Source organism: Mycobacterium sp. NPDC003449 (assembly GCF_053588415.1).
In genome coordinates this window covers 1-14,733 of the sequence record NZ_JBSFPX010000089.1, presented here as the reverse complement: position 1 = coordinate 14,733, position 14,733 = coordinate 1, and the positions used below count along the sequence as shown (strand labels likewise).

Here is a 14,733-nt window from a genome sequence, read left to right as displayed (position 1 = left end):
CGCAGCTATGACGCTCACCCTCGCGCTGGACATCGGCGGCACCAAGATCGCCGCCGGTCTGGTCGACCCGGACGGACGCCTGTTGCATCGGGCCGTGCTGCCCACCCCGGACGGGGATGCCGAGACGATCTGGGCCGTCGTCGAACGCCTTCTGACTGAGACCCTGGCGCGTGCCGACGGCGCGGTGCGCGGCGTCGGCATCGCCGCGGCCGGACCGATCGACCTGCCGTCCGGCACCGTCAGCCCGATCAATATCACCGAGTGGCAACGCTTCCCGCTCGTGGAGCGGGTGGCCGCGGCGACCCGGCTGCCGGTCCGGCTCGGCGGCGACGGGCTGTGCATGGCGCTGGGTGAGCATTGGCGCGGCGCCGGGCAGGGGGCCGCGTTTCTGCTGGGCATGGTGGTCTCCACCGGTGTGGGCGGTGGGCTGGTGCTCGACGGCGCGCCCTATGACGGCCGCACCGGCAATGCCGGTCACGCCGGCCACGTCATCGTCGACCCCGACGGCGCGCGGCCGTGCACGTGCGGTGGGCACGGATGCGTGGAGACCGTCGCATCGGGTCCCAATATGGCGAGGTGGGCACGCGAGCAGGGCTGGGACGCCCCGGACGGGGCCGACGCGAAGGAGCTCGCCGATGCCGCGCTCGCGGGTGATCCGGTGGCGGTCAAGGCATTTCACCGCGGGGCGCGGGCGGTGGCGGCGATGATCGCCTCGGTGGGTGCGGTGTGCGACCTTGACCTGGTGGTGATCGGCGGCGGGGTGGCCAAATCGGGCGAGTTGTTGTTCGGCCCGGTCCGCGAAGCGCTGACCGGCTACGCCGGGCTGGATTTCCTGCGGGGGTTGCGGGTGGTGCCCGCGGCGCTCGGCGGTGACGCGGGCCTGGTCGGGGCCGCCGCCCTGGTGCGGGACTGACGGCGCCGCGCCGGGCGCTGCATATGGGTGCGGCCCCAGTCGCACAGGCCCTGTAGCACCGGCGCCAGCGTCATGCCGTACTCGGAGATCGAGTAGTGCACGCACGGCGGGATGGTGCCGGCGTCGTGGCGGTCGATGATGCCGTCAGCGACCAGTTCGTGCAGGTGGCGGATGAGCATGCGCTCGGTGATGTCGGGGATGCTGCGCCGAAGCTCGGCGGTGCGCATCGGTCCGTCGCACAGCCGCCACAGGATGGTGCCCTTCCAGCGGCCGTCGATGACCGAGAGCGTGGCATCGATCGGGCAGTCGCCGACCTCCTTCTTGGATACCGCCATCGAACCCTCCATGCTGACTAATTTGTCAGTACCTTGTTTTCTGTCAGCATAGCGATCAGGGTGGATCCCGTGAAGGAGATCACCGAGGTCACCGAGATTATCGAGATCGCCGCCCTGCTGGTGACCGGTGCACTGGTGGGCATCGAGTTCGGCGTCACCGCGTTCTTCCACCCGATCCTGGAGCGGCTGCCCGACCCGCAGTATGTGCAGGCCCGCGGCGCGAGCGCCCGGGTGCTCGGCAAGGTGATGCCGTTCTGGTACGGCACCGCGCTGGCGCTGCAGCTCGCCGTGGCGGTGGTGTGGCCCGGGCCGGCGGTCATCGGCGCGGTGGTCACCATGGTCGTGGTCATGGCGTTGACGCTGACCGCCTTGGTGCCGGTCAACAATCGGGTCGCGGCCTGGGCCGGGCCCGCCGACATCTCGCGTGCCGATGCCCGCCGCTGGGACCGGTTGCACTGGGTGCGGGTCGGCCTGCTGGCGGTGGGCTTCGTACTGCTCTTGCTGGCAACCCCGTCCTGAGGCACCGCGAGCGACCGCTCCGGTACGGGAGATGCGGCGTGTCGGCGTGCAGACGCGGTCGCTCGCGGTGCCAGGTCGGCGCGTTTTGGCCGATCGCGGGGTCGTCGGCTATTCTTGTCCGGTTCCACCGAAGACCGTCGGTCACCGATGAGCGCTTGCGCGAAGAGTAAGTAGCTCGGCAATCGGTTGAAGGTCCGGGAGATGATCCCGGCGGCCCACGCAGGAGGACGAGGTAGAAGCATTCTTGCGCGCCCCGACCTGTCTGCGTCGGGGCGTTCGTCATTTCCAGGCCTTCCTGGGTTCGAGGTGGGGTACCCGATACCCATTACAAGGAGGCATGCATGGCCACGGATGACAAGGCCGCAGCGGTTGCCGACATTGTCGAGAGGTTCCAGGCGTCGACGGCGGCGGTCGTCACCGAATACCGCGGCCTGACGGTGACCAACATCGCCGAGCTGCGCCGTTCGCTCGGTGACTCCGCCAGCTATCGCGTCGCCAAGAACACTCTGGTCAAGCGGGCCGCGGCCGAGGCAGGCATCGAAGGCCTCGACGAGCTGTTCACCGGCCCGACCGCGATCGCGTTCGTCAAGGGCGAGGCGGTCGACGCCGCCAAGGCGATCAAGAAGTTCGCCAAGGGCAACAAGGCGCTCGTCATCAAGGGCGGCTACATGGACGGCAAGCCGCTGTCCGTCGCCGAGGTCGAGCGGATCGCCGACCTGGAGTCGCGCGAGGTGCTGCTGGCCAAGCTGGCAGGCGCCATGAAGGGCAACCTGTCCAAGGCCGCGGGCCTGTTCAACGCGCCCGCATCTCAGGTCGCCCGGCTGGCCGCCGCGCTGCAGGAGAAGAAGTCCGCCGAAGAGGCTGCGTAACCGCAAACCGCACAACCCACCAACCACAAATTTCGTAAGAAGAAGGAAGGACCATCACCATGGCCAAGCTGTCCACCGAAGAGCTGCTGGACGCGTTCAAGGAAATGACCCTGCTGGAGCTCTCTGAGTTCGTGAAGCAGTTCGAGGAGGTCTTCGAGGTCACCGCCGCCGCACCGGTCGCCGTTGCCGCCGCCGGTGGCGCCGCCGCCCCCGCCGAGGCCGCCGAGGAGCAGTCGGAGTTCGACGTCATCCTCGAGGGTGCCGGCGACAAGAAGATCGGTGTCATCAAGGTCGTCCGCGAGATCGTCTCCGGCCTTGGCCTCAAGGAGGCCAAGGATCTGGTCGACAGCGCCCCCAAGCCGCTGCTGGAGAAGGTCACCAAGGAAGCCGCCGAGGAGGCCAAGGGCAAGCTCGAGGCCGCCGGCGCATCGGTCACCGTCAAGTAAATCGCGATTCCGCGCAGCGAACCCCCGGATCCTCACGGTTCCGGGGGTTCTTTGCTGTCGAGGTCACAGCAAGCCGACGACATCGGGACAACCTCGAATCCGGCCTGCCGGGTGCGCTATGGTGACTCAAGCCACAGGCCAGAGCGGTGGCGCGGTGCTGCGTAGCTGGAAGGAACTTTGACATGGGCGTCCAAATCGACGTGACGGGACTGAGCAAGTCGTTTGGATCGTCCAAAATCTGGGAAGACGTCACGATGACCATCCCGGCCGGCGAGGTCAGCGTGCTGCTGGGCCCGTCGGGTACCGGTAAATCGGTGTTCCTGAAGTCGCTGATCGGGCTGCTGCGCCCGGAGCGTGGCGAGATCATCATCGACGGCACCGACATCCTGGAATGCTCCGCCAAGGAGCTCTACGAGATCCGCACGTTGTTCGGTGTGCTGTTCCAGGACGGCGCGCTGTTCGGCTCGATGAACATCTACGACAACACCGCCTTCCCGCTGCGTGAGCACACCAAGAAGTCCGAGAGCGAAATCCGCAACATCGTCATGGAGAAGCTCGACCTGGTGGGTATGCCCAACGACGGGCACAAGTTCCCCGGTGAGATCTCCGGCGGTATGCGCAAGCGGGCCGGCCTGGCCCGCGCGCTGGTGCTCGACCCGCAGATCATCCTGTGCGACGAGCCGGACTCCGGTCTTGACCCGGTCCGTACCGCCTACCTGTCCCAGCTGCTGATCGACATCAACGCGCAGATCGATGCGACGGTGCTGATCGTGACGCACAACATCAACATCGCCCGCACCGTGCCGGACAACATGGGCATGTTGTTCCGCAAGAAGCTGGTGATGTTCGGGCCCCGCGAGGTGCTGTTGACCAGCGAGGAGCCCGTGGTCAAGCAGTTCCTCAACGGTCGCAGGATCGGGCCGATCGGGATGTCGGAGGAGAAGGACGAGGCCACTGCGGCCGCCGAGCAGGCGCTCGTCGACGCCGGTCAGCACGACGGCGGTGTCGAAGAGATCGAGGGTGTGCCGCCGCAGCTGCAGGCCACCCCGGGTATGCCGGAACGCCAGGCGGTGGGCCGTCGTCAGGCCAGGGTGCGCGAGATGATGCACACGCTGCCGCCCGCCGCCCAGGCCGCCATCCTCGACGAGCTCAACAGCTCCGGTGCGGCCCAGCCGCCCGCCCAGGCCTACACCGAGCAGGCCGCCGGCTACGACGAGCCGACCGCGCGGCACCAGCGCCCGGTCGAGGACGACGCCCCGACCGGTGCGATCGAGGTTCCCCGGCAGGGCTGAGCTCGCGAAAGACGGTGCCGCTCAGTAACCTTCGGCGCTGTCGATGGTCCCGATCAGCTGCTGGCCCGCGGCGAACCGGACCAGGTTCTGCTCGATCCGCCTGGCCAGCAGCGGCACGATCATCTCGATGGTGTCCGCGGTGTGCGGAGTGACGATGGTGTTGCCCAGCGTCCAGAGCGGATGGCCGTCGGGCAGCGGCTCCGGATCGGTGACATCGACCGCGGCGCCGGCGATGCGGCCCGATTCCAGCGCGTCGACCAGATGATCGGTCACCACGAGCCCGCCCCGCGCCACGTTGACGAACATTGCCCGCGGATTCATCAGGGCGAACTCGACCTCGCTGAACATGCCGTAGGTCTCCGGGGTGAGTGCTGCGGCCAGCACGACCACCTCGGCGTCGGGGAGTTCGCGGTGCAGATGCTCCATGGTCAGCACGCGGTGCGCGTCGGGGACCGGCAGCGGGCGCCTGCGGATCACGGTGGTCGTCGTCGAATACACCGTCAGCAGCCGGGCGAGTTCCCGCCCGATACCGCCACCGCCGACGATCAGCACACGTTTGCGGTGTAGCGAGGATCCGGCCTGCTCACCCCAGCCGGTGGCGCGCAGCCGCTCGGGTAGCCGCCGCAGCAGGGCCAGGATCAGGGCGTGCGCGTGCTCGGCCACCGGCTCGGCGTAGGCGCCCTTCGCCGACGTCCAGATCACGTCGCCGCGCGCCCTGACCGCCCCCGACCGGAAGAAGTCCTCCACCCCGGCCGCGGGCAGCTGGACCCATCGAATCGACCGGAGTTCGCTGACGGTGCGGGCGAGCACATCCGGTGCGCCGTGCCGCGACCAGATCAGTACGTCGGGGTGCTCGCCGGTGTCGACGAGGGTGCCACCGCCGCCGGTGACGGCACGCTCATAGGCGGCGACGGTGTCGGGCATGATGCTGACCTTCAGCGGGTGGGCCGTCATGCCGGCCCACCCGCACCGAACCGTTCCGGCCGGTACGCCGCCAGCAGCGGCGACCGATGGCCCGGCTCGAGCAGCTCGGTGCCGAGCAGCTCACCGATCACCGGTCCCAGGGTCGCACCGCTGTGGCTGAACGCCACCCAGCAATTGGCCAGACCCGGGAGTTGCCCGACGACCGACCAGCCGTCGCCGGGAATCGGGCGCAGCCCCGTCGCCACCCGGTCGAGGCGCAGCGCCGCGCCCCCGGCGAACAGTCCGCTCAGGTCGGCGAGCGAGGCCTGCACCGAACCGTCGTCGACCACGAATCCGCCCCGCGGATCGGGGCGCAGGGCCTGTTCGATCACCGAGGTGTGTACGACGGCCCCGCCGCCGGGGCGGGGCCGCAGGCTGCCCACCGGGGTGCGGACCAGCATCCGCAGCTGCAACGAACTGGGTGCGGTGAACAGCAACGCCGCCTTGGTGCTGCGCTGCGGCACCACCAGACCGGCCGCCGCCAGCAGGTCCGTGGTCGCCGCGCCGGCCGCGACGACCAGCTCATCGCCGTCGACCGTGGTGTCGTCCGACAGCACGGCCCGCGCGCGGCCGCCCGCCTCGACCACCCGGGCCGCGCCGTCGATGATCAGCGAGCCGCCCCGGCCCAGCACCTCGACGAGCAGCAACCCGGTGAAGGCGGGCAGGTCGACCCAGCCCTCGTCGTGTGCGAAGAGGATCCCGTCGTCGGGCAGCGCGCCCGGCGCCAGCGCCGGTTCCAGCCGCAGCGCGTGCGCGCGGTCGACGGATTCGACGCTGTGCCCGGCGGCCCGCAGCCGGTCGAACGTCGCGGCCAGCGCCTCGACCTCGTCGGCACCCTGGATGAGCTGCACGGTGCTGCCCTCGGTCTCCCACGCCAGCGCGCCGGAGAAGCGCACCGCGCCGTCGTAGGGTGCGTGCACGGCGAATTCCCGGTAGCGGGCCAGGCTGAGCAGCCGGAGCCGGTGATAACTGTCCGGGACCTCTTGCGCGGCCCCCAGCCAGCCGAACGACCGCCACGTCGCACCGTTGCCGGGGCCCGACCCGATCACCGTCACCCTGGCGCCGCGCCGGCCGGCGGCGTGGGCGACCGAGGCCCCGAGGATGCCGTCGCCGAGGACGACGATGTGCTTGCTCCCGGGGTTGCTGCGCATGCCTGGCGACTCCCACTTCTGCTGTGAACGTTCGGACGTGACCCCACCATGAGAACCCGCGCCGATGACGAACGTGTAGCGGGTTCCGCCGCGCGGAACGCCGTTGAGATGCGCCGTGAGCCCCGCAACACTCGACCGCATCCTGCCGCTGAGCGCACATCCGGCGATGCGGGTCCGGGCCACTCGAAAGGAAGATGCATGCGTCGATCACGGAAGGGGCTGGCCGCGGTCGCGGTGCTGGCCCTCGCTCTGACCGGATGCTCCTCGGGTGACGGTGCCGAGCCTCGGGCCTCGGCCGAGAAGGTCGACGAGCTGGCGGCGCTGGTGCCCGCCGACATCGCCGCCAAGGGCACGATCGGCCTCGGCGTCAACGTCGATATCGCCCCGCTGAAGTTCATCGACGACGCGGGGGAGGTCACCGGGTTCTCGATCGAGCAGTTCCAGCTCGCCAGCGAGGTACTCGGCCTGCAGGTCAACGTCGAGCAGGGGTCGTTCGACTCGCTGATCCCCGGTCTGGAATCGGGACGCTACGGCGCGTTGGCCTCGCTCGCCGACATCAAGGACCGCCAGGCGCGGGTCCGGTTCGTCGACTTCCTGCGCGCCGGGGTCTCCTGGGTGGCCTCGGCGGACGCCGACATCGAGGTCGGCGGGCGTGACGACCTGTGCGGCCACAGCGTCGCGGTGTTGAAGGGTTCCGGCGCCGAAACCGAGATGCACCAGCAGGTGCAGCGGTGCGCGGCTACCAACGCGCCCGAGCTGAAACTGGCCGCCTACCCCGATTCGAACGCCGCGCTGCTGGCCGTGGACAGCGGCGAGGACGAACTCGCCATGATCGACTCACCGGCCGCCACCTACAACGCGGCGCAATTCCCGGACAAGTACACGGTCGCCTTCACCGAGTACACCAACCCCAACGGGATCGGCTTTCCGCTCGAACCCCCGGCGCTGGCCGATGCCTACGCCGCCGCGCTCAAGCACCTGTTCGACAGCGGGCAGTACCGGGAACTGGCCGACAAGTACCAGATCCCCGAGGGCGATCTGATCACCGACTTCCCGATCAACAAGGGCCCGGAGCTCGCGGGTTGACCGTCGGCCGGGACAGGGAGACCGCCATGGCAACGACGCAGGAGACGGCCCCGCCGCCGATCCAGGAGAGGCGCAGGCCGTTCCACTTCCTCTGGTATGTGCTGGCCGTTCTGGTCGCGATCGGCGCGGTCCGGTTCATCGTCTTCAACCCGCGGTGGCAGTGGGACATGGTCGCCGCGTACCTGTTCAATCCGCGGGTGCTGGCCGGCCTGGCGAACACCATTCAGCTGACCATCGTTTCGAGCCTGCTGGGCCTGGTGTTCGGGGTCATCGTCGCGGCCTGCCGGATCAGCGACAACCGGGTGCTGCGCGCCTTCGGCGGCATCTACATCTGGATCGTGCGGGCCGTCCCGACGCTGGTCATGTTGCTGTTCGTGTTCTTCATCGGCGCGTTGCTGCCCGACATCAGCCTGGGCCTGCCGTTCATGGAGCCGTGGTTTCAGATCCCGATGAACGATGTGATGTCGCGCTGGACCGCCGCGGTGATCGGGCTGGCGTTCTTCCTCGGCGGCTTCTCCGCGGAAATCTTCCGGGGCGGGCTGCTGGCCGTGTCGAAAGGGCAGTGGGAGGCGGCCAGCGCCCTGGGCATGGGCCGGATCACCACGCTGCGCCGGGTGATCATGCCGCAGGCGATCCGGGTCATCATCCCGCCGCTCGCCAACGAGCTGATCACGATGTTCAAGAACACCTCGCTGGTATCGGTGATCGGCTACGTGGAGCTGCTCACCACGGTGCAGCAGATCTATGCGGTGAACTTCCGCACCATCCCGCTGCTGACGGTCGCGGTGCTCTGGTACCTGGCGCTCACCAGCCTGGCCCTGCTGGGTCAACGACAGCTGGAGCGACGCTTCGGGAAGGGGTTCGACGATGCCCGCTGAACCGGCAGCCGAAACCGGTGCGCCGATCCTGTCGGCCCGCTCGGTGGTCAAGACGTTCGGCGAGTTCACCGCGCTGCGCGGCGTCGACATCGAGCTGAACCTCGGCGAGGTGGCCGTGCTGGTCGGCTCGTCCGGTTCGGGCAAGAGCACCCTCATCCGGTGCCTGAACCTGCTCGAACCCATCGACGCCGGCGAGATCGAGTTCAAAGGTGAGCTGCTCGGCGCGCAACGCACCCCGCGCGGCCTGGTACGCCGGGCCAAGGGCGACATCCTGCGTCAGCGCCGGTATTTCGGCATGGTGTTCCAGTCGTTCAACCTGTTCCCGCATATGACGGCGCTGCAGAACGTCGAGGCCGGGCCCAGGTTCGTGCTGGGCGGGCCGCAGACAGAGCTCTCGGAGCGGGCCGCGGCACTGCTGGAGCGGGTCGGGCTGGCCGGCAAGGAGGGCAGCTACCCGGGCCAGCTCTCGGGTGGTCAGCAGCAGCGCGTCGCGATCGCGCGGGCACTGGCCATGGACCCCGAGATCATGCTGTTCGACGAGCCGACCAGTGCGCTCGACCCCGAACTCGTCGACGAGGTGTTCGACGTCATCCGCGATCTTGCCGCGGGTGGCACCACGATGATGATCGTCACGCACGAGATGCGTTTCGCCCGCCGGATCGCCGACACCCTCGTCTATATGGACGACGGCCGGATCCTCGAGCGCGGCACCCCCGAACAGGTGATGAACCAGCCCGAGACGGAACGTGCGCGGGCCTTCTTCTCCCGTGTCCACTGAGCGGCCGCAGCGCCGGGAAAGGTCGTTCATGACCGACGTCTACATCGTTTCCGAGGAACTCAACTCCTACTTCGCCGGGCTGGTGCTGGCGTCCAGGGGTTTCCGGGTCGCCATCGCCGGGCGCGGGCCGGCCACCGTCGAGGTCGAGGCCGACGGGCGGCGCCGGACCGTGCACCTCGCGGACCCGGCCGAGCTCGACGGCGACCGCCGGGTCGGCATGGTCGCCGCCGAGGGGGAGGACATCCACGCGGGCGCCGGCCGGGTGCTGGCGGCCGGGCCGGTGGATCTGCTGGTGGTCGTCGGTGGCGGCACCGCCGGCGTCGTCGACGCGGTCCGGATGACCGAGCGCACCGGCCTGGACCCGGCCAAGGTGCTGGTGGTCAGCGCCTTCATCTGGGGCGGCAAGCGCGACGCCGACGCCGTGGTGCTGAACTCCGAGAAGCTCGGTCTGCTCAGCGGCTTCCTCGCCGAACCGGATCCGGGCACGGCCGCGCTGGCCGCCGAGGTGGTACCCACCGCCGAGATCGTCGACATCGGGACGGTCGGGCTGGCCAGTCTGAACGCCATCGTGCATCCGGTGCCGATGGTGCTCGGCGCCACCGAGATCGAGCGCGGTGTCGAGTCGAGGTTCTTCATCGACACGTTCGGATCCTCGGTCAGCGAGGTCGTCGCACGCCTCGACGCCGAGCGGGTCGCGCTGGGCCGACAACTGGGTCGCGAGCTGCCCACCTTCGTCGCGATGCTGGACACCTACTACGCGAACGAGGGCATCTCGGGATCGGACATCCGCGAACGGGTCAACACCTTCCGGGCCTATCAGGCGCAGATCGTCCCGCACACCTTCGAGCACCGGTACCTGACCCACGAGGTCGCGGGCAACCTCGCCCCGATGGCCGCGCTCGGCGATCTGCTCGGCGTGGATACGCCGATCATGGACGCCCTGGTGACGCTCGGTTCGGTGCTGTCGGGCACCGAACTCACCGCGCGGGCCACCGCGGTGGCCGCCGAGTTTCTGCGACTCGCTCGGTCATCCGGCTGCCCGCGGGCGCACGTCGCGGCAGACTTGGCCGGGGACGGGTAAGGGAGAGGCGTATTGAGCGATGACATCGCGGTTCTCGGGAAAGGGCTGGTAGTACTCGAACAACTCGGCGAGCCCAAACGGATCAGCGAGATCGTGGCGCAGACCGGGCTGCCGAAGAGCACGGTGCACCGGCTGCTCACGGCGCTACGCCATGACGGGTGGGTGGCGCAGAATCCGGACGCCTCCTACCGGCGGGGCTGGCGCTGGAAGTCGCTGCTGGGCCAGATCGCCCCGGCCGACGAACTCGCCGATACCGTGTTCGGCCGGCTGATGGCGTTCCGGCGCACGACCGACTGCACGATGGGGTTCTCCTTCTTCCGCGGCGCCACCATGCTGTGCGATATGCGCATCCAGGGCGACCACGAACACACCGTGCTGCCCGAACTGGGCGATGTGGTGCCGTTCGCGGAGTCGGCGACCGGGCGGGTGATCCTCGGCGCGCTGCCGGACACCCAGATGTTCCGGCTGATCGAGCAGGAACGGCAGGCCACCCCGGAACTGGATCTGGTGACCGTCATGGCGCACATCCGTCGCACCCGCAAGGTCGGGGTCTCCACGCTGATGAAGGAACGCCCCGGCTTCGCCCCCAGCGTGGCCCCGAGGGTCACCTGCTGGGCGGCGGTGATCCTCGACGAGCATCGCTATCCGATCGGGGCGGTGAGCGCGGCCCGGGTCGGCGAGTTCCTGCCCGGCCGTCACAACGAGCACGGCATCGCGGCGCTGATCGGCCTCTCGCACGAGATCACCTCGATGTTCGGTTCGTCGGCGATCGTCACACCGCCGATGCGGACCGGTTGGCGGGCGATGTCGAGTCCGGCCGCCTACGGCTTCGCGAACTGATCGAACCGATGCCGGCCGGACCGGGTCGTCGTGGCTCGAGTACGTTGCCGAAGTTGCCCGGCCGGGTCACAAATCTCCGCCCCAAAACAGCGTGTGAGCTCTTGACGGACGGGCCCAAACGGGCCAATCTGTTGGGCAGCATGTGTGAACGGGTCGAGGATGCCAGCCAGCGCCGGGTGACCCATCTCATGCAGTGGATGCGTGGTGGTTGAGGAATGCGCGCACGTGCGCTATCGTTGGACGTTGCGCTGGCTGCATCCTGCCCACCTCCTGTACCTGACACCGTGGTTCTAGCCTGAGTCATTTGCTCAGCATCTAGTCCCGTGCCGTGCGTTCGGGGTTTCGGACAGGGCTTGAGCAGGTGAAGCCAGCCGAACCGACGCAGAATTGCGACCCAGGGTCCGGCGCAGGCCGCACCTGATAGTCGCTTGAGGTGCTGGAAGGATGCATCTTGGCAGTCTCTAGCCAGAGCAAGTCAGCGAACGCTATCACCAATAACTCCGTCCCAGGAGCACCGAACCGAGTTTCATTTGCCAAGCTCCGCGAACCGCTTGAGGTTCCGGGGCTGCTCGACGTGCAGACGGATTCCTTCGAATGGTTGGTCGGGTCAGACGATTGGCGCCAGACCGCCGTCGATCGTGGCGAGGAGAACCCGACCGGTGGCCTCGAAGAGGTGCTGACCGAGCTCTCCCCGATCGAGGATTTCTCGGGCTCGATGTCGCTGTCCTTCTCCGATCCGCGCTTCGACGAGGTCAAGGCCCCGGTCGACGAGTGCAAAGACAAGGACATGACGTACGCGGCCCCGCTGTTCGTCACGGCCGAGTTCATCAACAACAACACCGGCGAGATCAAGAGCCAGACGGTGTTCATGGGTGACTTCCCGATGATGACCGAGAAGGGCACCTTCATCATCAACGGCACCGAGCGTGTCGTGGTGAGCCAGCTGGTCCGTTCGCCCGGTGTGTACTTCGACGAGACGATCGACAAGTCCACCGAGAAGACGCTGCACAGCGTCAAGGTGATCCCCGGCCGGGGCGCCTGGCTGGAGTTCGACATCGACAAGCGCGACACCGTCGGTGTGCGTATCGACCGCAAGCGCCGTCAGCCGGTCACCGTGCTGCTCAAGGCGCTGGGCTGGACCGCCGAGCAGATCACCGAGCGGTTCGGCTTCTCCGAGATCATGATGGGCACGCTGGAGAAGGACAGCACCGCGGGCACCGACGAGGCGCTGCTGGACATCTACCGCAAGCTGCGCCCGGGCGAGCCGCCGACCAAGGAGTCGGCGCAGACCCTGCTGGAGAACCTGTTCTTCAAGGAGAAGCGTTACGACCTGGCCCGCGTCGGCCGCTACAAGGTCAACAAGAAGCTGGGCCTGAGCGCCACGCCGGCCGAGACGTCCTCGACGACGCTGACCGAAGAGGACGTCGTCGCCACCATCGAGTACCTGGTGCGCCTGCACGAGGGCCAGACCTCGATGACCGTCCCCGGCGGCGTCGAGGTCCCGGTCGAGGTGGACGACATCGACCACTTCGGCAACCGGCGCCTGCGCACCGTGGGTGAGTTGATCCAGAACCAGATCCGGGTCGGCCTGTCCCGCATGGAGCGCGTCGTCCGCGAGCGGATGACCACCCAGGACGTCGAGGCGATCACGCCGCAGACCCTGATCAACATCCGTCCCGTCGTGGCGGCGATCAAGGAGTTCTTCGGCACCAGCCAGCTGTCGCAGTTCATGGACCAGAACAACCCGCTGTCGGGTCTGACCCACAAGCGCCGTCTCTCGGCGCTGGGCCCCGGCGGTCTGTCCCGTGAGCGCGCCGGCCTCGAGGTCCGTGACGTGCACCCGTCGCACTACGGCCGGATGTGCCCGATCGAGACCCCTGAGGGTCCGAACATCGGCCTGATCGGTTCGCTGTCGGTGTACGCGCGGGTCAACCCGTTCGGCTTCATCGAGACGCCGTACCGCAAGGTGCGGGACGGCTCGGTCACCGACGAGATCGTCTACCTGACCGCCGACGAGGAGGACCGCCACGTCGTGGCGCAGGCCAACTCGCCGTTGGAGACAACCGATGCTGGGGCGTCCGTTTTCGCGGAGGACCGCATCCTGGTCCGCCGTAAGGGCGGCGAGGTCGAGTTCGTCTCGGCAGCCGAGGTCGACTACATGGACGTCTCGCCGCGCCAGATGGTGTCGGTCGCGACCGCGATGATCCCGTTCCTCGAGCACGACGACGCCAACCGCGCCCTGATGGGGGCCAACATGCAGCGCCAGGCGGTTCCGCTGGTGCGCAGCGAGGCCCCGCTGGTCGGCACCGGTATGGAGCTGCGCGCCGCGATCGACGCGGGCGATGTGGTGGTGTCGGACAAGGCCGGCGTGATCGAGGAGGTCTCGGCCGACTACGTCACCGTGATGGCCGACGACGGCACCCGGCACACCTACCGGATGCGCAAGTTCGCCCGCTCCAACCACGGCACGTGCGCCAACCAGCGCCCGATCGTGGACGCCGGGCAGCGCGTCGAGTCCGGTCAGGTCATCGCCGACGGGCCGTGCACCGAGAACGGTGAGATGGCGCTGGGCAAGAACCTGCTCGTGGCGGTCATGCCGTGGGAGGGCCACAACTACGAGGACGCGATCATCCTCTCCAACCGCCTGGTTGAGGAGGACGTGCTCACCTCGATCCACATCGAGGAGCACGAGATCGATGCCCGCGACACCAAGCTGGGCGCCGAGGAGATCACCCGGGACATCCCGAACGTCTCCGACGAGGTGCTGGCCGATCTCGACGAGCGCGGCATCGTCCGCATCGGCGCCGAGGTCCGCGACGGCGACATCCTGGTCGGCAAGGTCACGCCGAAGGGTGAGACCGAGCTGACCCCGGAGGAGCGGCTGCTGCGCGCCATCTTCGGCGAGAAGGCCCGTGAGGTCCGCGACACCTCGCTGAAGGTGCCGCACGGTGAGTCCGGCAAGGTCATCGGCATCCGGGTGTTCTCCCGCGAGGACGACGACGAGCTGCCCGCCGGCGTCAACGAGCTGGTCCGGGTGTACGTCGCGCAGAAGCGCAAGATCTCCGACGGCGACAAGCTGGCCGGACGCCACGGCAACAAGGGCGTCATCGGCAAGATCCTGCCCGTCGAGGACATGCCGTTCCTGCCCGATGGCACCCCGGTGGACATCATCCTGAACACCCACGGTGTGCCGCGACGGATGAACATCGGCCAGATCCTGGAAACCCACCTCGGGTGGGTCGCCAAGGCCGGCTGGAACATCGAGGTCGCCGACGGCTCCGGTGAAGCTCCGGCGTGGGCGTCGAATCTGCCGCAGGACCTGTTGTCGGCCCCGGCGGACAGCATCGTGTCCACCCCGGTGTTCGACGGTGCGCAGGAAGGGGAGCTGGCCGGCCTGCTCGGCTCGACGCTGCCCAACCGCGACGGCGACGTCATGGTCAACGCCGACGGTAAGGCCACACTGTTCGACGGCCGGTCCGGCGAACCGTTCCCGTACCCGGTGACGGTCGGCTACATGTACATCCTCAAGCTGCACCACCTGGTGGACGACAAGATCCACGCCCGTTCCACCGGCCCGTACTC

The 14,733-nt window shown here is 68.4% G+C and carries 14 protein-coding genes; 11 read left to right on the top strand and 3 right to left on the bottom strand.

Annotated elements, in window-relative coordinates:
• Window positions 1-7: 7 nt before the first annotated feature.
• Window positions 8-913 (top strand): ROK family protein, encoded by a 906-nt coding sequence (locus tag ACWDTP_RS21570; protein WP_450023485.1) that lies wholly within the window; start codon window positions 8-10, stop codon window positions 911-913.
• On the opposite strand, the gene ACWDTP_RS21565 is transcribed toward ACWDTP_RS21570, so the two are convergent.
• Complete coding sequence (locus ACWDTP_RS21565) at window positions 814-1,248, bottom strand: winged helix-turn-helix transcriptional regulator (protein WP_450023461.1); 435 nt, start codon at window positions 1,246-1,248, stop codon at window positions 814-816. The genes ACWDTP_RS21570 and ACWDTP_RS21565 overlap by 100 nt on opposite strands.
• A gap of 69 nt (window positions 1,249-1,317) precedes the next feature.
• On the opposite strand from ACWDTP_RS21565, the gene ACWDTP_RS21560 reads away from it, so the two are divergent.
• From ACWDTP_RS21560 to ACWDTP_RS21545, 4 genes are all read left to right on the top strand, one after another.
• Window positions 1,318-1,767 (top strand): DUF1772 domain-containing protein, encoded by a 450-nt coding sequence (locus ACWDTP_RS21560; RefSeq protein WP_450023459.1) that lies wholly within the window; start codon window positions 1,318-1,320, stop codon window positions 1,765-1,767.
• Window positions 1,768-2,108: 341 nt separating this feature from the next.
• Window positions 2,109-2,636, top strand: a complete 528-nt coding sequence (gene rplJ, locus ACWDTP_RS21555) for a 50S ribosomal protein L10 (RefSeq protein WP_450023457.1) — start codon at window positions 2,109-2,111, stop codon at window positions 2,634-2,636.
• Between the two features lie 59 nt (window positions 2,637-2,695).
• Complete coding sequence (gene rplL, locus ACWDTP_RS21550; protein WP_450023455.1) at window positions 2,696-3,082, top strand: 50S ribosomal protein L7/L12; 387 nt, start codon at window positions 2,696-2,698, stop codon at window positions 3,080-3,082.
• Between the two features lie 182 nt (window positions 3,083-3,264).
• Window positions 3,265-4,374, top strand: coding sequence for an ABC transporter ATP-binding protein (locus ACWDTP_RS21545; protein WP_450023453.1), 1,110 nt, complete (start codon window positions 3,265-3,267; stop codon window positions 4,372-4,374).
• Between the two features lie 21 nt (window positions 4,375-4,395).
• Here the strand turns inward: ACWDTP_RS21545 and ACWDTP_RS21540 are convergent, their stop codons facing one another.
• Both ACWDTP_RS21540 and ACWDTP_RS21535 read right to left on the bottom strand, forming a co-directional pair.
• On the bottom strand, window positions 4,396-5,328 hold the full coding sequence (locus ACWDTP_RS21540) for an NAD(P)-dependent oxidoreductase (protein WP_450023451.1): 933 nt from the start codon (window positions 5,326-5,328) through the stop codon (window positions 4,396-4,398).
• Window positions 5,325-6,671: an NAD(P)/FAD-dependent oxidoreductase gene (locus tag ACWDTP_RS21535; RefSeq protein ID WP_450023449.1), complete on the bottom strand. Its 1,347-nt coding sequence runs from the start codon at window positions 6,669-6,671 to the stop codon at window positions 5,325-5,327. The genes ACWDTP_RS21540 and ACWDTP_RS21535 overlap by 4 nt, the downstream gene beginning before the upstream one ends.
• A gap of 15 nt (window positions 6,672-6,686) precedes the next feature.
• Here ACWDTP_RS21535 and ACWDTP_RS21530 point away from each other — a divergent pair, with 15 nt between their 5' ends.
• The 6 genes from ACWDTP_RS21530 to rpoB form a co-directional block, all read left to right on the top strand.
• Window positions 6,687-7,574: a transporter substrate-binding domain-containing protein gene (locus tag ACWDTP_RS21530; protein WP_450023447.1), complete on the top strand. Its 888-nt coding sequence runs from the start codon at window positions 6,687-6,689 to the stop codon at window positions 7,572-7,574.
• Window positions 7,575-7,600: 26 nt separating this feature from the next.
• Window positions 7,601-8,452 (top strand): amino acid ABC transporter permease, encoded by an 852-nt coding sequence (locus tag ACWDTP_RS21525; protein WP_450023445.1) that lies wholly within the window; start codon window positions 7,601-7,603, stop codon window positions 8,450-8,452.
• On the top strand, window positions 8,442-9,230 hold the full coding sequence (locus tag ACWDTP_RS21520) for an amino acid ABC transporter ATP-binding protein (protein WP_450023443.1): 789 nt from the start codon (window positions 8,442-8,444) through the stop codon (window positions 9,228-9,230). Before ACWDTP_RS21525 ends, ACWDTP_RS21520 begins: the two co-directional genes overlap by 11 nt.
• 28 nt (window positions 9,231-9,258) lie before the next feature.
• The gene (locus ACWDTP_RS21515; protein WP_450023441.1) at window positions 9,259-10,311 is read left to right on the top strand and encodes an NAD/NADP octopine/nopaline dehydrogenase family protein; all 1,053 of its coding nucleotides are present in this window, start codon (window positions 9,259-9,261) and stop codon (window positions 10,309-10,311) included.
• Between the two features lie 12 nt (window positions 10,312-10,323).
• The gene (locus ACWDTP_RS21510; RefSeq protein ID WP_450023439.1) at window positions 10,324-11,151 is read left to right on the top strand and encodes an IclR family transcriptional regulator; all 828 of its coding nucleotides are present in this window, start codon (window positions 10,324-10,326) and stop codon (window positions 11,149-11,151) included.
• 451 nt (window positions 11,152-11,602) lie between these two features.
• Window positions 11,603-14,733, top strand: a 3,131-nt coding sequence (rpoB, locus tag ACWDTP_RS21505; RefSeq protein ID WP_450023437.1) for a DNA-directed RNA polymerase subunit beta, incomplete at its 3' end; no start/stop codon positions are given.